The sequence below is a fragment of the Paludibacillus litoralis genome, assembly GCF_037646705.1.
GTDB lineage: Bacteria > Pseudomonadota > Alphaproteobacteria > Rhodobacterales > Rhodobacteraceae > Pikeienuella > Pikeienuella litoralis.
The window spans coordinates 287,026-310,161 of sequence record NZ_JBBHER010000002.1 but is presented as its reverse complement, the minus strand read 5'-3'; the positions used below and the strand labels follow the sequence as shown (position 1 = coordinate 310,161).

The window sequence follows — 23,136 nt, the reverse complement described above, 5'->3', positions numbered from 1 at the left end:
GCGTCAGACCTCCCTCGCCTGGCCGGGGTCGCGCTGCGTGAACCGATACTGCCGGCAGCCGCGATCCAGGCGGGCGAACACGACCCCGACGCGCCGCATCGGGATGACCGTCGCCAACTGCCCGAGCGCGAAGCGGACCTCGGACATGCGCGACCGGGGCCAGCGCACCACATGGATGGCGAGATCCGCGATGGCCGCGAGATGCGTCACCTCGGGATGGTCGCCCATGGCCGGACTATCGAGGATGACGACGTCGTAGCGCGCGCGCGCCTCCTTGATCAGCGTCTTGAGCCGGCGGCCGGTGAAAGCGAAGGGCCTCGGCGCGTCGGCGTCCGCGAGCGACAGGACATCGCAGCCCCAGGGCGCCCGCTGGAGGGTCTCGGGCGAGAGCGCCGCCTCGTCGGGCGCCGCCCCGGCGCGCCCGGCCTGAGCGGCGAGGCCGAGACGCGGCGGAATCTGCGGCCTCCGCGCGTCGCAATCGATCAAGAGCGCGCGCGCCCCCGACGCCGCGAGGGCCTGCGCGAGCCCGATCGCCACGGTGGTCTTTCCGTCGCCCTTCGCGACCGAGGTGACGACGACGACGGAGCACGATCCGTCCTCGAGCGGCAACAGGGAGTTCATCTGGATCAGGGCCAGCGCCGCCCCCCACGCCGACCTGAGATCGAGCGCGGCGGCGCCGGCCCGGCGCGCCTTCGCCGCGGAGAGCCGGGGCAGGAACCCGAATATCGCCGCTCCGGTTTCGGCGGCGACGCCTTCCGGGCTCGCCTTGCGCGCTTCGAGCGCGCTGCGGCCCAGCGCGCCGGTTCCGCCGACCGCGGCGCCGATGACGAAGCCGGCGATCAGCCATTTCGCCAGTCTTCCGCCGCCATCGGGCGTTCCCGGCTCGGCGGCCGAGATCAACCGCGCGTCCGGAACCGCGATGCCTTGCTGCTCGATCGTCTCCTTGTAGCGCGACAGGAAGCTCTCGTAGATCGTGCTGGAGGCCTCCACTTCACGGTCGAGCTGCGCCACCTCGATCACGGCGCTGGCGTTCCGCTCCAACGCCTCGCGCATCTTTTCGATCTCCGCCTCAAGGATCGCCTTCTTGCGCTCCTGCACGACGATCTCCTGGGCGAGGCGCCCGAGAATTCTCTGGAATTCTTCCTCGATCTGTTCATCGACGGCGCCGAGCCCCAGTTCGATCTCCGACAGATCCCGGCTCTTCAAGGCGCCCTGTTCGACAAGATTGGCCCGCTCGCGCTCCAGTCTGGATTTCTCCGCCTCCAGGGCCTGGATCTGCGGAGAGTCGACGCTGGTGCCCGCGGCGGGCGTGGCGTCTCTCGCGGTGTCGAGGCGCGCGCTCGCCTCTGCGATCGCCGCCCGGACCGACGCAAGTTCAGAGCTGAGATCGGCGAGCCGCTGCACCAGCAGCGACTTTTCCCCATCCGGGCTCAGCCCGGCCGCCCGCCGACGCGATTGACGTCTCCGTTCCGTCTCCTCGAGCTGGGCGCGGAGACTTTCGACCCGGGGACCCAGAAAATCGCGCGCGCGGGCGGCCGCGTCGTCATAGATTGCGACCTGCTTCTCCAGATACGCGTCCGCGAAGGCGTTGGCGGCCTCAGCCGCGAACACCGGGTCGGGCGAGACGTATTCGATGAAGATCGTGTAGGATCTGCCGTCGTTGGAGACCCGCAGACCCGCCAGAAGATCGTCGAGACTGGCGCGTGGATCCCGCGCCGCCGGCGCGGCTTCCGGCGGCCTCTCGTCGAGCGATCGCGCCGCCGCGATGGAGGCGCCGACCATGTCGACGACAGATCGGACCAGCAGGACCACCGGATTGATTTTCCGGGACGGCTCCACCAGATCGACGCCGCGATCCGCGAGAAGGCTCATGACATGCGCGGCGGTGTTTCGCGAAGAAATGATGTCCAGCTCGGTCTTCACGACCGGATTCTCCTTCGGCAGTTGCGAGACGAACGACTCGCCCGGCAACACCTGCCGATGGCGCACGTCCATCACGAGAACCGCCTGCGACATGTATTGATCTGGAACGTAGCCATATGTCGCGACCGAGAGAAACACGCCGAGCGCAATGGGAATAACCACGGTGTATTTCCATCGCCAGGCCCAGCGAAGCACCCTGGACACGCCATCCTCAGCCCCGCCAGATGACTGTACTATCATAACACCCCCCCCAATAGACCGATACATTCACGCCATATACATACGAATACCCCTCAATTACTGTCTTCAAGTTCGTGAAGCTTGAAGGCCGCTTCGGTCCTGTTGCTCGCCTTCAGGCGCTTCATTATTGTTCGAATGTGAACCTTCACCGTGCTTTCACACATGCCCAACTCATAGGCGATCAGCTTGTTCGCCTTGCCCCGGCGCAGCGCGTCCGCCACCGCGGCCTGGCGCTTGGTGAACAGGGCGCCGCCGGCGGTCCGATCATCGGCGGCGGCCTTCAGTTGCTCCCGCATGGCGAAAATGCTCGGCGCGGGCAGGAAGACGCCGCCATTCGCCGCAAGCCTGGTCGCGCCGATCATCACCGCCATGCTGACGCTCGCCGGAATGTAGCCTCGGGCGCCGTATTCCACCGCGTCCAGCATATCCCCGAGGTCTTCGGACACCGCCAGCACGATCACGGGCGTCGGGCCGGCCAGCCGAATGAGCTTGGTCAGGTCCGCGCGCACGTCCGCATCGGCGATCCTCCGGCCGCCGATGTTGAGAAGCGCCACCCGCGCATTCTCATCGAGCCGCGCGGACTCTCTCCACTCGTCCACGGATGCGAACGTCTCGACGAGCGTGTCCGGCTCATACGCTCTGACCGAGACTTCAAAGCATTCCCGCTCGAACGTGCGCGGCTCGATCAACTCCATCGTCAACGCGTCGCTGGATTTTTCCTGCCCGGCCGAGCGGTTGAATTCGCGCGTCTTCCTCTTCCCAGGCTCCGCCGTCAGCACATGAAAGCGCCCATTTTCCGAACCGTCCATTTTCAACCCCCAAATACCCGGATTGCGTGAGTTAAATTCTTCAAACGAGACAAGAATCTCCTCGCCTCTTGATCGTTTCGAGCGATCCGCCAATACGTCGCGCTCTATATTGGGCGCGCCGTCATCCACCCCGACGCCGCGGAACAGATACGATTCAGCCGGCTCCCGCGCGCAGACGCGGCTCCACCTGAACCTGCGTGGACCGGGCGCGGCCGGACATGTGGAAACACGCACGCCCACACCGTCGACACCAAGAAAACAGGGCGACCCAGAGCGCGTATGTGGCGAATCGCCATTTGCACTATTCGATAGTACAAATCGCCATTAACTATTCATTAACTCAAATTAGCCAAACTGATTAATTTCGCGTTATACAACTATGAATAGATAGATCAATTTGGATTGCACCCACACGAATACTCTAGTGGACTTGAATCGTATATGGAGCCCCGCCCGCCATTGGCGGCCGCCGATCCTATTCGAGGTAGGTCTGGTTGAATCCGGCGAAACTGGCCAGTTTCTCGACATCGTCGATTTCAACAAGGTGGCGCTGGAACCTGACCAGCCCGAGCTCTCGCAACAAACGGAGGATGCGGTTCAAATGTATCCCGCTCATGCCGAGCGCGTCCGCGAGCAGCATCTGCGTCAGCGGACATTTGAACCGCGTCCTGGTCCCGAGACCAAGCCGCTGAAGCCGCACGCCGAGCTCAAGGAGCAGATGCGCCGTGCGCGCCCTCGGATCCCGGCGCCCGACATTGACGAGATGCTCCGCAAGGACTCTGGCGTCCTCCGTCATCGACCAGAGCAGCGCCGCGGCGACCCGCGGCGAACTCTGGCGCAAGACGACGTCGATCGGGGCCTGGAGTTTGCAGATTTCGACATAGGTGAGCGGCATGAGGTCAAGCCCCGCGTCGCCGCCGACATCGCCGCGCGCGTTGAGAAGGTCGCCCGGCACGCGAAAGTCTATGATCTGGCTCTTGCCGTTGGCGAGGGTTCTCGACGACGCCACCCACCCCCGGAGGAGAACGAATGTCGAGTTTCCCGCGGGGCTCTCCCGCGTGATCGACGTCCCGGCCTCGAAGGTGCGCGGCCGGCCGAGAAATTCGCCCAGAGCCTCCTTCTCCGCGCCCGTCAACTCTCCGACCGCCCCAAGTTTCTTAAAAAAGACGTTGTATTCGAATGACATCCCCGCCCCCAACAAAAGTGTATACTTAAACTGGTATGCGCATAGTCACATGGCCAATTTCACCTATCACTTATTTATACACGATCGAATTTGGCTTAAGTAGCCGTTAATTCGGCTATGCGTTTACAGAATATGAGGGTCTCCATCTACGCCGCCCCGCCCTTCCCCCGCCGCGGGCGATCAAGCTATTGATGCGATTGGAATAGTAATTTCAGATTGAATGGCGCATGGCCCCGCCTGACTGGCTGCGCGCGCCCCGACTTCGTTCACCTTTTCGTGAACCGGCGCTACCGGGCGACGACCGTTCCGTCGCCGCAGGCGGCCAGAAGCAGGATCCAGTCGCGAAAGACGCCGAAGCTCCGCGGCTGCGGCGGCCTGGCGACGAGATCCTCGCCATGAACGACGGGCGCCTCGGAGGCCGGGCGTCTGACGCCGTCGCGCGGGTCGTACCACGTCGCGCAGATCGCCCCCCCGGCGAGCGCGCCGGTCCTGACGCGGACGGCGCCGCCCCTTGGCGCATACGCCACCCCGAAACCGCCGTCGCGCGCGATCGCGCATTTCAGCCCGCCGAGCTTCGCCCGCCATCCGCAGAGCGCGTCGTCGGCGTCGTCCTCCAGCGTCCACCAGGCGAGCGGCTCGAAGAACGCCCGCATGTCGCTCACGCCTACGGACCCGGCGCCGGACAGCGCGCCCTTCCAGCCGCGCGGCGCGTCAAAAAGCCCTCCGCTGCTGAAATGCCAAATGGGATTGTTGCCGAACACATAGCCCGCCGCGCCGGCCATGATCGCGCCATAGGCCGCCTCTCGGAGCGTCTGTTCGGTCGTCCCGTGTTCGTTCTCGTAAAGGCTTTCGATCAGGATCACGGGAAGATCGAACCGGTCCCTCTTTTGCCGCGCGACCGCTTCGAAGACGTCGTCATAGGTGTAGGCGGTGTCGAGATCGAGCCACGGCGCGTCGGCCCAGGCGGCGGCGGTGACGGTGTCCCGCCGCGAATGCACGGTCTGCAGCGCGCCGGGGTCGGCTGCGCGGATCCCCTCCGCGATGGCTGACACGAGCGCCGGGTCGGGCGCATCCGCATCGCCCCCCTGAGTCCAGATGATGTTCTTCAGCCCGCCGAAGCGGCGCCCGAGATAGAGGCCGTAGGCGCGCAGCCGCTCCGGCCCGGCCGCCCGCATTTCGGCGTACCACCCCTGCCCGCCGCCGCCGACGCCGACATAGGCGGGCGTGAGGAACACGGCGACCCCCATGGATTCAGCGCGGCGCAGCACCCATTCGACATGATCGAAATAGGCCGCGTTCGGCTCATCGAAGGCGGCGCCGACGAAGGGCCGCTCGCCATAGGCGTTCGCGGGCGGGTTCGAGCTGAACCGGTGTTCGATGATATTGACCAGGAGCGCGTTGAACCCGCGCGCTTTCCGATCCTCCAGGTACATCTCGGCGTCCTCCTTTCGGAGTTGCGCCATGAGCGACCACGCGGCGTCGCCGACGATCAGAAAGGGGCGGCCCTCGCCGTCCAGAAGATGGCCCCGGTCCGGCGAAACCGAGAGCGGAAACGTGGCCGCGGGCCAGGCCCGGGCGCCGCCCGACGCAAGGAGGATCCCGATCATCGCGACCGCCATGAACAGGCGCGCGCCGGTCCGCGTCACTGCGCCGCCAGATGCGAAGCGGCCGCGCCGTTATAGCTGCGATAGACGACCTGGGACGCGCGCCCCACGAGATGCGCGCCGGCCCCGTCTTCGAGCGCGCGCCGATAGACGCCGAGGGCTCCGTCGAACGCCTCCACCGTGGCGGCGACATCCTCCGCCCGATGGCTGTAGCTGACCACCAGCGACGGCGCGAGCACGCCGCGCCGGATCGTCTCCTGCAACAGAAGCGAACGAAACGCCTGCGACGGAGCGCCTGACGCGTCGAGCGTCTGATAGGCGAGGCAGCAGTCGCGCCCGGTCAGACGCACGTGGTTCCGCAGGCCCCGCCGCGCGATCACGGCGTCAATCCCCGCGCGGAGCGCGGCGCCGATGTCATGCAAATGCGCGATCACCGGCTCATCGCGATAGACCCGCATGGTTTCCGTCGCCGCGGCCAGCGCATGGGTTTCCGCCCCATGCGTCGTGGAAAGCAGGAACACGCGCCGACGGTCCGTATGCTCCAGCCCGCCAAGGCGCATGAACTCCCGCTTTCCGCAGAGCGCCGACACCGAGAAGCCGTTGCCCATCGCCTTGCCGAATGTCGCGAGGTCCGGCTCGATCCCGTAGGTCTGCTGGCCGCCGCCGCGGCTCCAGCGGAACCCGGTGATCATCTCGTCGAGAATGAACAGCGCCCCGTCGCGATGCGCGAGCTCCCGCAAGGCGGCGAGGTAGCCGGGCGCCGGATCGGCCCCGCGCGAGGGCTCGAGGATGACCGCCGCGATCCGGCCGCCATGCCGCGCGAAGAGCGCGCGCGCGTCCTCCAGATCATCGTAGCGAAAGCCGACCGTCAGATCGCGAACGGCTTTCGGCACGCCGGCGTCCATCGGCGTGGTTCCGATGAACCAGTCGTCGGTCGAGAAAAACGGATGATCGGCGCAGATCGCGATGAGGTCCCGGCCGGTATAGGCGCGGGCGAGGCGGACGGCGGCCGACGTGGCGTCCGACCCATCCTTGCAGAATTTCACCATCTCCGCCGCGGGGACGGAGTCGAGGAACATCTCGGCGCACTCCGTCTCGAAAGGCGTCGGACGGGTGAAGTTGCAGCCGAAATCGAGCGCGCGCCGAGCGGCCTCGACGACGGACGGGTGACAGTGCCCGAGGCCGACCGCGCGATTGCCCATGCCGTATTCGATATATTCGGCGCCATCGACATCCCAGACGCGGCAGCCGCGCCCGCGGCGAATGAACCCGGGCGCGAGCACGGGATACTGGTCGTCGCCCTTCGCATAGGTATGCGCGCCGCCCGGGATCATCGCATGCGCGCGCGCCCGCAACGCGCCCGAGGCGGCGAAGCGCCCGGCCTCCGGCGCCGCTGGCGCCGCCGCTCCCGCATCAAAATGCTTCCGCATGACGATCGCCCCCTACACGTTGACGCCCGGCCTCATCCGCTCCCGCGCGACGCGCAGCGCATTCTTGAGCCGGCGCGGCATATGGGTCCGCAAACCGGCGCGCAGCCCGCCGGGCAGCCGCCAATCGCCGATGGGAACCGGCGGCCTGACGGCCGGGCGCGCCGCGACGAGGTCATGGATCACGCGGGCGTATTCGTCGCCAAGGCGGTCGATGGAATAGATGGCCCGCGCCTTCGCTTGCGCGGCGGCGGCCAGCCGGCCCGTGAACGCCCGGTCGGCGCGCAGCGCGGCGAGCCGGCGCGCGGCGCCGCGCCAATCGCCAACGGGAAAGAGCAGCCCCTCGCGCCCATCCTCGACGATCACATCGGTTACGCCCCGGATCCGCGACGCGACCGGCACGCAGCCCATCGCCATCGCTTCGGCGAGCACGACGCCGAATCCCTCATAGCGCGACGGCATGATCAGCGCGTCATGCCGCGCCATGAGCGCGAGCGCCTCAGCCGCCGGAACCGCGCCGACCAGCCGCGCGCGCGCGCCGAATGGGGCGAGACGCCGGCGAAGGCGCCCGAGATCCGGGCCGTCGCCGACCACCGTCAATCTCACATCCTCGGGCGACGCGCCGAGAATCCGCGGCAGCCAGAACACGCCCTTTGACTGGTCCTCGATCCGGCCGAGAAAGAGCGCGTCCAGCCCCGTCCGCGCCGCGTCCCTGCGGAGAGGCGCGTCGCCGGCCCGCACGGCGCCGGCGTTCTGAACCGCCACCGTGCGCGCCGGAGGGAAGCCGCCGCCGGAGACAAGATCCGCGCGGATCCGGGGGCTGACGCAGATCGTGGCGTGGACATGATCGCGGATCGCCCGCGCGGCCGCATAGGTGCCCGGCGTGATGTTGTGAACGATCATGATCCTGAGCAGGCTGGACGGAAGGAACCGGACGAGGTTCGTCGCCGCCCGATCGCCGAGCACGTTGACGAAGACCCCGTCGAAGCCCCCGGCCTCCAGGGCCGCCTTCATGTCCCTCGCCTCCGCCGCCTCGTCGCGCGGCGCGCGGCGCGCGATCGGCGCGCCCCACGCCAGATCCGCCGACCAGCGGGGATCGGCGAGGCGCGACGGCTCCACCGCCGCCATCCAGACGAGATCTACGCCGCGCCCGCGCAGCGCCTCGCGAAGCTGCAGGTAGACCGAATAGGTCCCGCCCGTGTGGGGCCTGACGAAGAACGCGAATTTCATCATGCCGTTCGTCACCTCCGACCCCCGCCGCGACCGACCGGGCGAGGGCGCGGGTTCATATTGATCGGCGCGAAGGGCCGCCGGGACTCAGCCATCAGGCGGCGGCGCCCGACAAAAGGCGGAGGGCGCCCGACCATTCGCGCTACGCCCTCCCCCATGCGCGCCCCGCGGCCGCCTATCCGCCGCGTCGCGTTTCGCACGCCGCCCGCGCACCCTGACGCGCTCACGGCCGATCCGTCGTCGAGCGAAGCGATGGGCGGGCGGCGCGATGAGCGAAACCGAGGACTTCAAGATCGGCCTTCTCGGCCAATTCGGTTCCGGAAATATCGGAAACGACGGGTCGCTTCAGGCGATGCGGGACTTTCTGTTGGAGGCCGCCCCCGGCGCGACCCTGCTTTGCATCTGCTCCGGCCCCGAACAGGTTGCGCGCAGCCTCAAGCTTGCGTCGACAAGCATCTCCGTCGCCGACCCGGACGACGGCGCCCGGCGCTTCGCCGCCGGTCTGCGCCGGAAGTTCGCCAATTTGCGTTACGCGTTCGCGACGGCCCGCCGACTCGATCTGATCGTGATTCCGGGAACGGGAATCCTCGACGATTTCAAGGAGCGCCCATTCGGCTGGCCCTATTGTCTCTTGCGCTGGTGCGCGGCGGCGCGTTTCGCGGGAACGCCGGTCGCCTTCGTCAGCGTCGGCGCGGGGCCGGCGACCAACTGGCTGAGCCGCCGCTTTTTTCTGCTCGCCGCGCGCTGCGCCCGCTATCGAACATACCGCGACGCGGCCTCGATCGAATTCATGCGGCGGCTCGGCTGCCCGGCGAATGACGGGCATGTTCCCGATCTCGCGTTTCGACTGCCCGCGCCGGCGGCGCCGCCGCGCCCGGCCTCCGCCAGGTTCTGCGTCGGCCTCGGCGTGATGGCGTATTCCGGCTGGGCCAAGAATGGCCGTGAGGAGGCGCGCATCGGCGCGACCTACACCGCGAAGATCGTGGAGCTGACGCGGCGGCTCGTCCGCGACGGGATCGACGTGCGGCTCCTGATCGGCGGCGCCGAAGACGAGGCGGTGGTTCGCATCGTCCTCGCCGCCTGTGAAAGCGTGACGAAGCCCGTCGGCGCCGGCGCCGTCATCGCCAACGCGATCGGCTCGCTCGACGATCTGATGCGGGAGATCGGCGAAACCGACATGGTGGTGGCCAGCCGCTATCATAACATCGTCTGCGCGCTGAAGATGGCGCGCCCGGCGATCTCGCTCAGCTACGCGCCGAAGAACGACGCGTTGCTCGCCGCCGCCGCGCTTTCCGGTTTCCGGCACCACGTCGAATTCTTCGACGTCGACGCGGTGACCCGCCAGATCGAGGCGATCCGCCGGAATCCTCTCGCCTGGACCGCGGGCATAGGGCGGGCGCTGGAGGAATACCGCCGGGCGCAGGCGAGGCAGGACGGCGCGCTGGCGCTCAGGTTCCTCCCAACGTGAGATGCGCCGCGCGCGCGCCGCCGCCGGCCCTGCGCCTCTCGGCGAGCCGGCGCAGCGCGTAGCCGAACGGCGGGAGAGCCGCGCGCGGGAATCCCCGCAGCCGCGCCGAGTAACGCAGCAGGGCGCGCGCGCCGCCCTCGCCCCGCGCGAGAGTCGTCAGCGCGGAACAGAAGGCGCGCTCGCCGAGCGTCGACAGCGCGGCCGCGAGCAGCGCGTCAGCGTCCGGGCGGCCCGCTCCCTCGTTCCGGAAGAAACAGCGGAACGCCGCCTCGAACTCCATGTTCCAGCGCAGGATGTCGGCCACCGAAGCGGACTGGGAGCCGGCATGGACCGCAACCTCGGCCTGATACGCGTCGGTCGCGGCGACGCCGCCCTTCAAGGTGAAGCGGAGCCACATCTCGAGATCGTCGGTGTGGGGCAACTCGGCCCGGTAGTGGCCGACCTCCTTCTGGATGGCGGTGCGGACGATCGCCGTCGGGCCGCCGATGTCGTTCCGCGCCAGCGCGCAGAGGCGCCGGAGCGCGCGATCGCCGTCGAGCGTCCGCCATTCGCCCTCCGCCTCCCGGCCGAGCGGCGCGCGCCCGGCCGCCGGCCTCAACCGCGTCCGGCCGCATGTCAGATGCACGTCGGGCCGCGCGTCGAGCACCGCCCCCGCCCGGCGGAGCGCGCCAGGGGTGATCCGATCGTCCGCGCAGAGGATCAGGAAATAGTCGGACGCGGCCCAGTCCACCGCTTCATTGAAGGAAGCGTGCGGGCCGAGATTGCGCGGGCGGATCCGCGCCTCGACGCGCGGATCCGCATCGGCGATCTCCCGCGCGATGCGGGCGCTGTCGTCGGTGGACGCATTGTCGATGATCAGGATCCGGAGCGCGTCCACATCCTGGCTCGCGACGCTGGCGACGCATGTGCGGAGATAGCGGCCGTAATTGTAGTTTGGAATCGCGACATCGAAGCTGCTCATCGCCGCGCCCCCGCCCGTAGCGGCGCGGCGCCGCTCGCCCCCCCCCGCCGATCGAGGAGCCGGGCGAGGAGATGGGCGAGGATCGCCGTCACCTCGTCGCGCAGCGGATGGCGAGATCCCCAAAGCCCGGCCAGCCAGCCGGGCGCGGCGAGCGCGCCGCACAGAACCGCCTGAAGCGGCGTCATGTCGAGCCCGCTTTCGGAGAGCCCGACGAAGAGACAGGGCGGCGCGAGAGCCGAGACGAGCACCGCCGCGTTGCGCGCCGCCTCCGACGCCAGGTCGCCCCACGCGAACCCCAGCCGCCGGCGCGCGATCCGCAGGGAGAGCCATGCGTAGAAGGGGATCGAGATGAACTGGCTCGCGGCCAGCGCCGTCAGGCTCACGAAACTCGCCCCCACCATGACCGCCGCGCCGAAGCCGCGCCCGTAGAGGCTCGTGAGAAACGCGTCGCGGTTCGCGCCGAGGGCGAAAAGCGTCGGCGTCGTGACGATCATCGGCGTCCAGAACATCGCGGCGAGCGCAAGCAGCCGAACGAGCGGGACGACAGGATCCCACCCCGGCCCAAGCGCAAACGAGACGATCGGATCAGCGAGCAGCGCGACCAGCGCGAGCGCCGGGCAATAGACCGCGGCGATGTAGGTGAGCGCCCGCAGATACGCCGCCTTCAGATCGCCCCCCTCCCGGACGCGCGCCGCAAGGGCCGGGAAAGCGAATGAGAATATCGCCGACATCATGAACCGGTCCGGAATCCCGCACAGCAGGTTCGACCGGGTGTAGATCCCGACCGCCGCATGCGACATCGTCCGCCCCAGCACGAGCTGAGGCAGCGCCTCATAGACGCGGGAGATCACCGTCACGGCGCCCTTGCCGCCGCCGAATGAGAGCATGGCCCGCCATGACGCGACCGATGGGCGGGTCGGAAGGCGCACCGGCGCCCAGACGACGGAGAGCCCCGCCTTGGTCGCGGCGCCGGCGGCCTGCCCCCAGGCGATGCTCATGAGGCCGAACCCGGCGCCGGCGAGAAATATCGTCACGCTCGCGGTCGCAACCGACGCCGCGACGTTGATGCGGGCCAGAACCGAGAACGCCATCTCCCGGCGCAAGAGCGCCTGCGTCGGCGCCGAGACGGCGTCGGCGAGGCCGACAAGGCACATCACCTCCAGAAACAGCGCGACGCCCGGCGCCGCATAGGCGGATTCGATCAGGCCCGACGCGCCGAAGAGACCGCCGGCGATGGCGGCGCTGAAGGCGGCCGCGATCGTGAACGCGGTGCCGATGTCGCGCCCGTCGATCGCGCGGCGCTGGATCAGAAATTCGGCGCTGGCGAACTCCTTCGCGGCGAAAGCGATGGTGGACACGCCAAGGCCGATGGCCGCGACGCCGATTTCGGCGGGCGTCAGCAGCCGCGAGACCGCGGCGATGCTCGCCAGACCGACGAGCGCCACCACGTATTGCTCGATATTCGCGAAGAAGAATGCCCGGCGCATCACGCCCGTCCTCCATCGATGCGCCGCCGCGCCCGCAGGCGCCAGACCTAGCAGGGTCCGGGCCAGCCGGGCCTGCGCCGTTCGGACGGGCCATCGGCCAAATGGCCGAGGGGAGGCGCCGTTGAGCGGCCGATCCGGATGCGGCCGCGAAAGCCGGCTTCGGCGCGCATCGCGCCCCGACGCGCGCGGCGGATGCGGCTCGACCTAAAGAGGTAGGCGGCCATTCGATTTGCGGGGTCCGCCGCCGCGCGGCTCCGGCTCATCTTCCCGACGGCCCGCCGCCCGGGATGGGGCGAGGGACGCCGCGCCATGGCGCGGACGCCGGTCGCGGCGCTCCGCGATGGCGGCGCAACAGCTCAGGGAGGTTCCGAAGATGCGTGTTCTTGTGACCGGAAGTCGGGGGTATATCGGCGCGATCATGACGCCGCTCCTCAGCCGCGCCGGGCATGACGTCGTCGGGCTGGACGTCGATCTCTACCGGGACTGCGGATATGCGCCGGGCGGCGCGCTTCCCGACACGCCCACCATCATGAAGGATGTCCGCGACGTCGTCAGGGCCGACCTGCAGGGCTTCGACGCGGTCATTCATCTCGCCGCGCTCTCCAACGACCCGCTCGGCGATCTCGACGAGAACGTCACCTACAGCATCAATCACCACGCCAGCGTAAGACTGGCCCAGGTGGCGAAGGCGGCCGGCGTCAAGCGGTTCCTCTTCGCGTCGTCCTGCAGCAACTACGGCCGCGCCGGCGACGGGATGGTGGACGAGGCCAGCGCGCTCAATCCGGTCACGGCCTACGGGCGCTCCAAGGTGGCGAGCGAACAGGGCGTCGCGCCACTCGCCGATGAGACCTTCTGCCCCACATTCCTCAGGCCGGCGACGGCCTATGGGCTTTCGCCGCGCCTGCGCTTCGACATCGTGCTGAACAATCTCGTCGCCTGGGCGGCGGCCGAGGGCGTGATCCTGCTCAAGTCGGACGGAAGCCCGCTCCGGCCCATCGTTCATATCGAGGATATCTCGCGCGCCTTCCTCGCCGTCCTGGAGGCGCCGGTCGACAAGGTCTGGCGCGAGGCGTTCAATGTCGGCTCGACGACGCAGAACTACAGGATCAGGGACATCGCCCGGATCGTGTCCGAGGTCGTGCCTGACTGCAGGGTCGAGTTCGCCCCCGACGCGGGGCCGGACACACGGTCCTATCGGGTCGATTTCGGCAAGCTGGCCCGCGTGCTGCCGGAGGCGCGGCCGCGCTGGAACGCGCGCATGGGCGCCGAAGAGCTCTACGCGGCCTATCATGGGGCCCCGCTCGACGTCGCGTCGTTCGAGGGGCCGCGATATCAACGCATCGGCTGCATCCGCAAGCAGATCGCGTCCGGCGTGATCGGCGGGGACCTCCGCTTCAGGGCCGCGGCCGCCGCCGCGGCCGGCTGACATGAAGCGCGCTCCGGCGGAGAACGAGCCAGGCGCCGCCGCCCCGTCTCTCGGGGCGCGGATCCACGCGCTCGCCGCGGAGCTCTATCCCATCTGCCGGAGCCTCGCCGGGCCCGGCGTGCGCGCGACGCTCGACATAATCGGACGGGAGATCGAGTTGAAGCGGGTGGAGACGCCGAGCGGCGCGCCGGCGCATGACTGGACGACGCCGCGGGAATGGCGCGTTCGCGAAGCCTGGATCCGCGACCCCTCGGGGCGCGTGGTCCTCGATTTCAGGGACAGCAACCTGCATGTCGTGAACTACAGCGCGCCCGTTCGCGGGCGGATATCGCTGGCGTCCCTGCGCCCGCATATCTTCACGCTGCCGGAGCAGCCGGACCTGATCCCTTACCGCACATCCTATTATGAGGAGCGCTGGGGCTTCTGCATGCGGCACGCGGATCTCGAACGGCTCCCCGCCAGGGGCGCTTACGAGATCTGCATAGATGCGGAGCATGTCGTCGGCGCGATGAGCCACGGCGAACATCTGATCCGCGGGCGGACCGACCGGGAGTTCGTCCTCACCACCCATATCTGCCACCCCTCGCTCGCGAACGACAATTGCTCCGGGATCGCGGTGCTGACCGAATTGGCGAAGACGCTCGCCAACCGCGATCTCCATTGGAGCTACCGCTTCATCTTCGCCCCGGCGACGATCGGCGCGCTGGCCTGGCTGGCGCGGAACGCCGCGATCGTCGACAGGATCGATCACGGGCTGGTGGTCTCCTGTCTCGGCGACGGCGGCGGGCCGAACTACAAACGCAGCCGCCGGGGCGACGCGCCGATCGACCGCGCCATGGCGCATGTGCTGGCGGGCGCGGGCCCCGCCGCCGCGGTGCGCGATTTCGCGCCCGAGGGTTACGATGAAAGGCAGTTCTGCTCCCCGGGATACGATCTGCCTTTCGGGCTGTTTCAGCGAAGCGTCCACGCCACCTTCCCCGAATACCACACCTCGGCCGACAATCCGGACTTCATCCGCCCCGAACACCTCGCCGCCTCGCATGACATGATCCTCGAAGCGATCGAGATCATCGAGGCGGACCACCGCCCGGTGAGCCTCTCGCCGATGGGCGAGCCGCAGCTCGGGCGGCGGGGGCTCTACGGCGCGATCGGAGGCGGCGCGCAGCCCGTCGATATCGACGCGATCCGTTGGGTGCTCAACTTCGCCGACGACCGCCATTCCCTTCTCGACATCGCCGCGCGCTCCGGCCTCCGTTTCCACGCGCTCGCCGCCGCCGCGGACCGGTTGCGCGGCGCCGGCCTTCTCGCCGAAAAGGCCAGGAAGCCTTCGCGCTTCAGGGGGCGTCGGCGGGCCCGCAGTCGCAAAGGAGGGGCCAGGAGCGGTCCTTCTCGTTGATCGCCGCGACAGGCGCCGGCCAGGCGATGGCGATGGCGGGATCATCGAACCGAACGCCGCGCGCGGAGCGCGGCGCGTAAGCCCGCGAAATCAGGTAATTCGTCACCGCATCGTCGGAGAGGGACTGGAACCCGTGCGCGAAGCCGGCCGGGATGTAGAGCTGCCGGCCATTCCGGGCGCTCAGCTCGAACGCCCGCCAGCGCCCATAGCTCGCGGAGCCGCTTCGGAGATCGACCGCGACATCCCAGATCGCGCCCGCGACGCAGGAGACGAGTTTGACCTCCCCGTCGGGGGGCCGCTGATAGTGCAGGCCGCGCAGCGTTCCCTTGCGATGCGACAGGGAGCGGCTGTGCTGAACGAAATCCGTCTCCAGCCCGCGCGCGGCGAACTCGCGGGCGCAAAAGGTTCTGGCGAACGCGCCGCGCTCATCGGTGAAGGGCTCCGGCTCCGTCACCCAGAGACCGGCTATGCCGGTTTCAATGAACCTCATGGCTCGCGTCCTCGCTCCGCGCCCGTCGCCTGACGAGAGGGAAGGATGGCCCTGCGGAGCGCGCGGCTTCAACGCCCTTCTCGGAGGAGCGCCGCCCTGGCCCAAGGGCGTAGAGCGCTTCATCCGAATGGTCAGGCCCCCCGCCGCATCGCCGGGTTCTGGCGCGCCCGCCCTCGCCCTACCGTGAGATGGAGGCGGCGCGTCACGATCGATCCTGCGCGGTCCCGGACATCGCCCGCATGGGGGGAGGACGATAATGAACGCCCACAAGGATCCAGGCCAATTCGCAGACGCGACGCAGGCGTCGCCCTGCCGGCTCTGCGGCGCCTCGCTCAGCCGCACCGTCGTCAATCTCGGCATGTCCCCGCCTTGCGAGAGCTTCCTGCCGCCCGAGCTCGTGGATGCGGCGGAGCGGTATCATCCGCTCCATGTCATGATCTGCGACGCGTGCCTGCTCGTGCAGCTTCGGGCCTATGTGGAGCCGGAGGAGATCTTCACCGAATACGCCTATTTCTCCTCCTATTCGACGAGCTGGGTCGAGCATGCGCGCCGGTTCGCGGTCATGGCGACGGAGCGCTTCCATCTCGGCCCGCAAAGCCTCGTCGTCGAGCTTGCGAGCAACGACGGATACCTTCTTCAGCATTTCGGCCCGCTTGGCGTGCCGGCGCTCGGCGTCGAGCCGGCCGCGAATGTCGCCGCCGCCGCGACGCGCCGGGGCGTTCCGACGCGTGTCGAGTTCTTCGGCGCCGCGCTGGCCGACCGCATGCGCGGCGAAGGCCTCGCGGCGGACCTGATCATCGGCAACAACGTGCTCGCGCAGGTTCCCGACCTGAACGATTTCGTGGAAGGGGCGTCACGGTTGCTGAAGCCCGACGGCGCCGCGACGTTCGAGTTCCCGCATGTGGGCCGATTGCTGGCGGGGAACCAGTTCGACACGATCTACCATGAGCATTATTCATACTTCTCCCTGCTGACGATCGAGCGCATCGCCGCGAAGCACGGGCTGTCCGTGTTCGACGTCGAGACGCTGACGACGCATGGCGGCTCGCTGCGCGTGTACCTCGCGAAGACAGGCGCGGGGCGCGCGCCGACGCCGGCGGTGGCCGCCCTTCGCGCGCTCGAACGTGAAGAGGGGCTCCATGACGTCGCCACCTATCAGGCGTTCGACGAAAGAGCCCGCCAGACCAAGCGCGCGCTCCTGAAGTTCCTGATCGCGGCGAAGGACGAGGGCAAACGCATCTGCGGCTATGGCGCGCCCGGCAAGGGAAACACCCTTCTCAACTACTGCGGAATCGGGCCGGACTTTCTCGACTTCACCGTCGACCGCAATCCTTACAAGATCGGGCGGTTCACCCCCGGGATGAGGGTTCCGATCCGCCCGGTGGAGGCCATCGACGCCGCGCGGCCGGATTACATCCTGATATTGCCGTGGAATCTCCGCGACGAGATCGTCGCGCAGATGCGCCATGTCGCGGATTGGGGCGGGCGCTTCATCGTTCCGATTCCCCGCGTTGAAATCATCACCCCGGAAGGAGATCCGCTATGAAGGTCGTCCTGTTCTGCGGCGGTCTCGGAACCCGGATTCGCGAGTATTCCGAGAACGTGCCGAAACCGATGATCCCGCTCGGCCAACAGCCGATCATCCGGCATCTCATGCAGTATTACGCCGATCGCGGCCACAATGATTTCGTGCTGTGCCTCGGCTACAAGGGCAACGTCATCAAGGACTTCTTCCTCCAGAGCCGGCCGCAGACCTTCACGGATTGCATCGTCTCGGCGGGCGGGGACAAGGTCGAGGTGCTGGGCGAGCCGGCGCTCGACTGGCGGATCGCGCTGATCGACACCGGCATATGGCGAAATATCGGGCAAAGGCTCTGGGCCGTCCGCAGCCAGGTGGAGAGGGAGCCGATGTTCCTCGCCAACTACAGCGACGGGCTGAGCGATCTCGATCTCGACGACATGATCGAGCGGTTCGAACAGAGCGGCAAGATCGCCTGTTTCCTCGCGGTGCGCCCGCCGCTCACCTACCACCTGGTGGACGCCGACGAGGATGGGCTCGTGCGGGAGTTCCGGTCGTCGAGCTCGTCCGATATCTGGATCAATGGCGGTTATTTCATATTCCGGCCCGAGATATTCGACTACATGCGCGACGGCGATGAACTGGTGCTCGAGCCGTTTACGCGGCTCATCGCCGAGGATCAGCTGCTCGCCTACAGATACGAGGGCTTCTGGCGCTCGATGGACACTCTGCGCGACTGGCAGGCGCTCCAGGATATGGTCGAGCGCGGCGAGACGCCGTGGCTCATGAAGAGCGACGGGACCTCGCGCCGCGAAGCGCTGAAGGTCGGACGCTCTTGAACCCGCTGGGTCTGTTCGGAGGCCGCGAACGCCTCTCGCTGCTCTGCGTCGGCGCGCATTCCGACGATATCGAGATCGGCGCCGGCGGTCTGATCCTCACGCTGATGCGCGCGGGCGTTCCGATCGACGTGCAATGGTGCGTTCTCAGCGCGGCGGGCGCGCGCGGCGAAGAGGCCCGGGCCTCCGCCGCCGATTTTCTCGAAGGCGCCGCCTCTCATCGCGTCGATTGCGGCGTATTCGAGGATTCCGTCTTTCCGAGCCAAAGCCGGGCGATCAAATCGTGGCTCATCGATGTGCGGCGGCGATTCTCGCCGGATGTGGTGTTGGTCCACACCCGCGACGACGCCCATCAGGATCATCGCGAACTCGCCGGGCTCGCGTGGAATCTGTTCCGCGACGAGGTCATCCTCGAATACGAAATTCCGAAATGGGACGGCGATCTCGGCCGGCCGAATGTCTACGCGGCGCTTGACGCGAAGGCGATGGACCGGAAGATCGAGCTGCTCACCCGGCATTTCGGCAGCCAGCGCTCCAAGGATTGGTTCGACGCGGAGACGTTCCGCGGAATCGCGCGGCTCCGCGGGATGGAATGCCGGGCGCCCGAGCGCTTCGCGGAGGCGTTCACCGCGCGAAAACTGCGGCTCGTCTGAGCGCCGCGCGGGTGTGAGGACTGGCGGGCCGGTGAAGCCGCCCGGCCCTCCGGGCGCGCCCAGGCGGCGGCGGAGAACGATCCGCCGCCGAGCCGGGAGCGGCCTACGGCGCGACGGCCCGGACGTGGTGGATGAAAAGCTGGGCCATCGCCGCCGAGGCCAGCCGCGACATCACGCCATCGGCCCGGCTGGTCAGCACGATCGGAACGCGCGCGCCAAGGACGATCCCCGCCGACTCGGCGCCCGCCAGATAGATCAATTGCTTGGCGACCATGTTGCCCGCCTCCAGATCAGGCACGACCAGGATATCGGCGTCGCCCGCCACTTCCGACACGATGCCCTTGGCCTCCGCCGCCGATTTCGACACGGCGTTGTCGAACGCCAGCGGGCCGTCCAGCGCGCCGCCGACGATCTGGCCGCGATCCCACATCTTGCAGAGCGCGGCGGCGTCGATGGTCGAGGGGATCTTCGGGTAGACCGTCTCCACCGCCGACAGGATCGCCACCTTGGGCCGTTCGATCCCGAGCGCCATCGCAAGCTCGATCGCGTTCTGGATAATGTCGCGCTTGGTGTCGAGGTCGGGGAAGATGTTGATCGCGGCGTCGGTGATGAAAAGCGGTTTGGGGTAATGCGGCACGTCGAGCGCGAAGACATGGCTCATCCGGCGCTCGGTGCGCAGGCCCGTCTCGCGATCGACGACCCGCTCCATCAGCTCGTCGGTATGAAGTTTCCCCTTCATCAGGCACTCGGCTTCGCCGCTTCGGACAAGCTCGACGGCGCGTGCGGCCGCCGCGTGGCTGTGGGGCGCGTCCACGATCTCGACGCCGTCGAGGCTGCGCCCCGCATCGCGCGCAGTCGCTTCGATCTTCGCGCGCGGGCCGACGAGGATCGGAACGATCAGGCCCTGGGACGCGGCTTCGAGCGCGCCCGTCAATGAGAGATCGTCGCAAGGGTGGACGACGGCGGTGCGCACCGGATCGAGCGCATGCGTCGCGGCGATCAGGTCGCGGTAACGCGCGCCATGTTCGTGAAGATGCACCTCGGGAAGGGCGACGCGCGGGCGGCGGACCTTCTCGGTCGGCGCGATGACCTCGGCCTGGCCCTTGATGACCGTCTCGCCATCCTGATTGACGCACAGACAGTCGAGGATCAGGCGATGGGTCTTGGCGTCCTTCGACGCGACGGTGACGTGGATCGTCACGGTGTCGCCCAGGCCGACCGGTCTGCGAAAGCTGAGGTTCTGGTTGAGGTAGATGGTGCCCGGTCCGGGCAGTTCGGTGCCCAGAACCGCCGAGATCAGCGCCCCGCCCCACATGCCATGCGCGATAACCTGGTGAAACATGTCGGAGCGCGCGTATTCCTCATCCACATGGGCGGGGTTCACGTCGCCCGACATCACTGCGAACAGCTCGATATCGTCGGCCTTCAAAGTGCGGGTCAGCTCGGCGCTGTCGCCAATTTCGATTTCGTCAAAGGTCTTGTTTTCAATATATTGCATTGGGCTGTCCTTTTCGTCGGGTCGAGAAGCGCGCCCTTTCAAACTCATGCCGGGCTTTTTGCGTCGTCGGTCTCTGTCTCTTCGGCCATGCCCCGGGAAGATCGCCGCCGGCGTGGGCGGGCGGCTTGTCATCGATCTTCGGGTCGACGTCGCCCCGGGGATGGGCGCCGGGCGTCCAGTCTAGCGTATTCCCGGGCGCGCTTCGCCCCCCACGTTCAGGCCATGACGTGGTAGCCGGCGTCGACATAGGAGATGTTGCCGGTCACGTTGCGCGCGGAATCGCTCGCCAGTCCTGCGGCCATGTTGCCGACATCCTCGATCGTCACCAGCCGGTGTTGCGGCGCGCGCGCGCGCGCTTCGTCGATCAGCGCGTCGAAATGCGCGATGCCCGAGGCGGCGCGCGTCATCAGCGGGCCCGGCGACATGGCGTTGACCCGAATCCCCTCCGGCCCCAGTTCGGCCGCCATGTATCTGACGGTCGATTCCAGGGCGGCTTTCACCGGCCCCATCACGTTGTAATGATCGACGACCTTTTCGGCGCCGTAATAGCTGACCGTCAGCAGGCATCCGCCATCCTTCATCAGCGGCCGCGCCCTGCGCGCCAGACCGATGAAGGAATGAACGGAGATGTCCATCGCCACGCCGAACCCCTCGCGCGAGCATTCGACGACGCCGCCCTGCAGGTCCTCCTTCGGGCAATACGCGACCGCGTGGAGCAAAAAGTCGAGTCGCCCCCATTTGGCGGCGATCGCCTCGAACACGGCGTCCATCTGCGTGTCGGAGGTGACGTCCAGCGGCATGAACAGAGCCGCGTTCAGGCCCGCGGCGACCGGCTCGACATACGGTTTCGCCTTGTCGTTGAGATATGTGACCGCAAGCTCCGCGCCTTCGCGCGCGAACGCCCGCGCGCAGCCGGCGGCGATGGAGTGCTCATTGGCGATCCCGACGACGAGACCGCGCTTTCCTTCAAGCAAACTCATGTGTCAGCTCCTCGTTGCGCTCGGCGCGCCTATTTCTGAAAGACATATGTTCCCGGCGCGTCGGCCAGAGCAGGCCCCATGGCGGGGGGAGCGACCGGCTCGCCGGACCTCTCGCCAAGCCACGAGACCCATTCGAGCCACCACGAGCCCTCTTTCTTCGGCGTTTGCGCCGCCCAGGTTTCGGGATCGATATAGCGGTCGTCATGCCTCGCCGTGGCGATCTGATAGCTGCGGCGCTTGTGGCCCGGTTCGGACACGATGCCGGCGTTGTGCCCGCCGCTGGTCAAGACGAATGTCAGTTCGGTGTCGAGATAGAGATGCATCTTGTAGACCGATCGCCAGGGCGCCACGTGGTCCTTGACGGTGCCCACGGAAAACACCGGAGCCCGGATGTCGGTCACCGAGATCGGACGCCCTCCGGCGATGAAGCGCCCTTCGGTCAGGTCGTTGTTCAGATAGAGCGACCGGAGGTATTCCGAATGCATCCGGAAGGGCATCCGCGTGCCGTCGGCGTTCCAGGCCAGAAGGTCGAACATCGCCGGCTCGTCGCCCATCAGGTAGCTGTGAAGGATCCGCGACCAGATGAGATCGGCGGATCTGATCATCTGAAAGGCGCCGGACATCTGGGTCGTGTCCAGATATCCCTGGTCCCACATCATGTCTTCGAGGAACGCGAGCTGGCTCTCGTTGATGAAAAGCTGCAATTCGCCCGGCTCGGTGAAATCGATCTGCGAGGCGAAGTAGCTGAGCGACGCGAACGGATCGCCGCCGTCGCGGCCGATGGTCGCCGCCGCAATTGAAAGCAGCGTGCCGCCAAGACAGTAACCGACGCCGTGAATCTTCTGATCCGGCGCAATGCTCTGGACCGCGCCGATCGCATCCATGACGCCCATCTTGCGGTAATCTTCCATCCCGAGGTCGCGGTCCTCAGCATCCGGATTGCGCCAGGAGATCATGAAGACGGTGTATCCCTGATCGACCAGGAACTTCACCATCGAGTTTTCCGGCGAGAGGTCGAGGATGTAGTATTTCATGATCCACGCAGGCGCGATCAGGATCGGCTCGGGGCGCACCTTTTCGGTGGTCGGCGCGTATTGAATGAGCTCGATCAGGTGGTTGCGGAAGACCACCTTGCCCGGGGTCGCGGCGACCGCGTCTCCGGGGCGGAACGCCTCCACCCCGGCGGGGGGCTCGCCGCCTTGCCAGCGCCGCAGATCGTCCAGCCACATCCTGAAGCCGCGAACGAGGTTCTGGCCGCCCTCATCGCGGGTCTTGGCCTGCAGCTCGGGATTGGTCGCGAGGAAGTTGGACGGCGAGACCATGTCGAGGATCTGCCGCGCGGCGAACTCCATGACGTTCTCATGCTGTTTGGTGACGCCGCGCACGCCGGTGGTCGCGTCGCACCACCATTGCTGGTTGAGAAGGAAGGACTGGTAGAAGAGGCTGTAGGGCCATTTCCGCCAGGCTTCGCCGCGAAATCGGCGGTCCTGGGGCAATGGCTCGATACATGGGGCGACTTCGGCGCCGGCGGCGGCGCAGGTCGCGGTGTGGTGCGCAAGCCGCAGCCACTTCTGAAACGCCTTTTCCGAGAGCTTGATCTGCTTGCCCGGAGAGGTCGCCAGATGGGCCAGCCAGTCCAGATAGGCCCCTGCGAGCGCTGCTGGAGAAAGGCCCATGGTGACTCTGGCCATTCTGGATTTCAGCGCGCGATCGAAAAACTCCGACACATCGGTATCCGGCCCCAGTCTCCCCACCGCCGCCTGTTTTGGCGAAGGCGGCGAGAGCGGAGCGTTTCCGTCCGGGCCGGCCCCATCGTTGAGGTCGTCGGGCGTATTGGCGGGTTTCGGCATCGCGTGGCCCATCGCTCGGACTCCTTCCGGCTGGTTTGCGCCTGTTTACCGGCGCCCGCCCAGGACTCAGCGAGCCTTGATCAAGCCACCCGGGCGAACCCCTGCGTAAACATTTCGGCGTTGAGAAAAGCTAGGCGCGGGAGCCAATCGCCG

Annotated in this window: 18 protein-coding genes; 6 read left to right on the top strand and 12 right to left on the bottom strand. The window is 67.6% G+C overall.

All coding sequences use genetic code 11. From position 1 onward, the window contains the following. Positions 1–3: 3 nt before the first annotated feature. The 6 genes from WG921_RS02460 to WG921_RS02435 all read right to left on the bottom strand — a co-directional run bounded on the left by WG921_RS02460 (position 4) and on the right by WG921_RS02435 (position 8,422). Positions 4–2,085, bottom strand: coding sequence for a GumC family protein (locus tag WG921_RS02460; RefSeq protein WP_340107613.1), 2,082 nt, complete (start codon positions 2,083–2,085; stop codon positions 4–6). A 131-nt stretch (positions 2,086–2,216) separates the two neighbouring features. Then, a complete protein-coding gene (locus WG921_RS02455) occupies positions 2,217–2,972 on the bottom strand; it encodes a response regulator transcription factor (protein WP_340107612.1) in 756 nt (251 codons plus the stop codon). Positions 2,973–3,447: 475 nt separating this feature from the next. After that, a complete protein-coding gene (locus tag WG921_RS02450) occupies positions 3,448–4,158 on the bottom strand; it encodes a Crp/Fnr family transcriptional regulator (protein WP_340107611.1) in 711 nt (236 codons plus the stop codon). A gap of 287 nt (positions 4,159–4,445) precedes the next feature. Beyond that, positions 4,446–5,804: an apiosidase-like domain-containing protein gene (locus WG921_RS02445; RefSeq protein ID WP_340107610.1), complete on the bottom strand. Its 1,359-nt coding sequence runs from the start codon at positions 5,802–5,804 to the stop codon at positions 4,446–4,448. Beyond that, on the bottom strand, positions 5,801–7,192 hold the full coding sequence (locus tag WG921_RS02440; RefSeq protein ID WP_340107609.1) for a glutamate-1-semialdehyde 2,1-aminomutase: 1,392 nt from the start codon (positions 7,190–7,192) through the stop codon (positions 5,801–5,803). The genes WG921_RS02445 and WG921_RS02440 overlap by 4 nt, the downstream gene beginning before the upstream one ends. 12 nt (positions 7,193–7,204) lie before the next feature. Next, positions 7,205–8,422 carry a glycosyltransferase family 4 protein gene (locus WG921_RS02435; protein ID WP_340107608.1) on the bottom strand — a complete coding sequence of 406 codons (1,218 nt, stop codon included), beginning with the start codon at positions 8,420–8,422 and terminating at the stop codon, positions 7,205–7,207. A gap of 265 nt (positions 8,423–8,687) precedes the next feature. Here WG921_RS02435 and WG921_RS02430 point away from each other — a divergent pair, with 265 nt between their 5' ends. Continuing rightward, the gene (locus WG921_RS02430; protein WP_340107607.1) at positions 8,688–9,887 is read left to right on the top strand and encodes a polysaccharide pyruvyl transferase family protein; all 1,200 of its coding nucleotides are present in this window, start codon (positions 8,688–8,690) and stop codon (positions 9,885–9,887) included. On the opposite strand, the gene WG921_RS02425 is transcribed toward WG921_RS02430, so the two are convergent. Together WG921_RS02425 and WG921_RS02420 are read right to left on the bottom strand one after the other, a co-directional pair. Beyond that, a complete protein-coding gene (locus tag WG921_RS02425) occupies positions 9,868–10,848 on the bottom strand; it encodes a glycosyltransferase family A protein (protein WP_340107606.1) in 981 nt (326 codons plus the stop codon). The two genes, WG921_RS02430 and WG921_RS02425, sit on opposite strands and share 20 nt — an antisense overlap. Continuing rightward, positions 10,845–12,335, bottom strand: coding sequence for an oligosaccharide flippase family protein (locus tag WG921_RS02420; RefSeq protein ID WP_340107605.1), 1,491 nt, complete (start codon positions 12,333–12,335; stop codon positions 10,845–10,847). Before WG921_RS02420 ends, WG921_RS02425 begins: the two co-directional genes overlap by 4 nt. A gap of 373 nt (positions 12,336–12,708) precedes the next feature. Between WG921_RS02420 and WG921_RS02415 the strand changes: the two genes are divergently transcribed. Continuing rightward, entirely contained in the window at positions 12,709–13,761 is a 1,053-nt protein-coding gene (locus WG921_RS02415; protein WP_340107604.1) for an NAD-dependent epimerase/dehydratase family protein, read from the top strand. 1 nt (position 13,762) lies between these two features. Continuing rightward, positions 13,763–15,157, top strand: coding sequence for a DUF4910 domain-containing protein (locus tag WG921_RS02410; protein WP_340107603.1), 1,395 nt, complete (start codon positions 13,763–13,765; stop codon positions 15,155–15,157). Here WG921_RS02410 and rfbC read toward each other — a convergent pair. Beyond that, complete coding sequence (rfbC, locus tag WG921_RS02405; RefSeq protein ID WP_340107602.1) at positions 15,096–15,647, bottom strand: dTDP-4-dehydrorhamnose 3,5-epimerase; 552 nt, start codon at positions 15,645–15,647, stop codon at positions 15,096–15,098. The genes WG921_RS02410 and rfbC overlap by 62 nt on opposite strands. Before the next feature lie 256 nt (positions 15,648–15,903). Between rfbC and WG921_RS02400 the strand changes: the two genes are divergently transcribed. The 3 genes from WG921_RS02400 to WG921_RS02390 are packed head-to-tail and all read left to right on the top strand — an operon-like array spanning position 15,904 to position 18,655. Continuing rightward, positions 15,904–17,193: a class I SAM-dependent methyltransferase gene (locus WG921_RS02400; RefSeq protein WP_340107601.1), complete on the top strand. Its 1,290-nt coding sequence runs from the start codon at positions 15,904–15,906 to the stop codon at positions 17,191–17,193. Then, complete coding sequence (locus WG921_RS02395) at positions 17,190–18,005, top strand: sugar phosphate nucleotidyltransferase (protein ID WP_340107600.1); 816 nt, start codon at positions 17,190–17,192, stop codon at positions 18,003–18,005. The genes WG921_RS02400 and WG921_RS02395 overlap by 4 nt, the downstream gene beginning before the upstream one ends. Further along, complete coding sequence (locus tag WG921_RS02390) at positions 18,002–18,655, top strand: PIG-L deacetylase family protein (RefSeq protein ID WP_340107599.1); 654 nt, start codon at positions 18,002–18,004, stop codon at positions 18,653–18,655. The genes WG921_RS02395 and WG921_RS02390 overlap by 4 nt, the downstream gene beginning before the upstream one ends. Positions 18,656–18,758: 103 nt before the next feature. Here the strand turns inward: WG921_RS02390 and WG921_RS02385 are convergent, their stop codons facing one another. The 3 genes from WG921_RS02385 to WG921_RS02375 all read right to left on the bottom strand — a co-directional run bounded on the left by WG921_RS02385 (position 18,759) and on the right by WG921_RS02375 (position 22,995). Then, the gene (locus WG921_RS02385; RefSeq protein ID WP_340107598.1) at positions 18,759–20,153 is read right to left on the bottom strand and encodes a bifunctional enoyl-CoA hydratase/phosphate acetyltransferase; all 1,395 of its coding nucleotides are present in this window, start codon (positions 20,151–20,153) and stop codon (positions 18,759–18,761) included. Between the two features lie 215 nt (positions 20,154–20,368). Next, positions 20,369–21,127, bottom strand: coding sequence for an enoyl-ACP reductase FabI (fabI, locus tag WG921_RS02380; protein WP_413788554.1), 759 nt, complete (start codon positions 21,125–21,127; stop codon positions 20,369–20,371). 35 nt (positions 21,128–21,162) lie between these two features. Beyond that, complete coding sequence (locus tag WG921_RS02375; protein ID WP_340107596.1) at positions 21,163–22,995, bottom strand: PHA/PHB synthase family protein; 1,833 nt, start codon at positions 22,993–22,995, stop codon at positions 21,163–21,165. Positions 22,996–23,136: the final 141 nt, after the last annotated feature.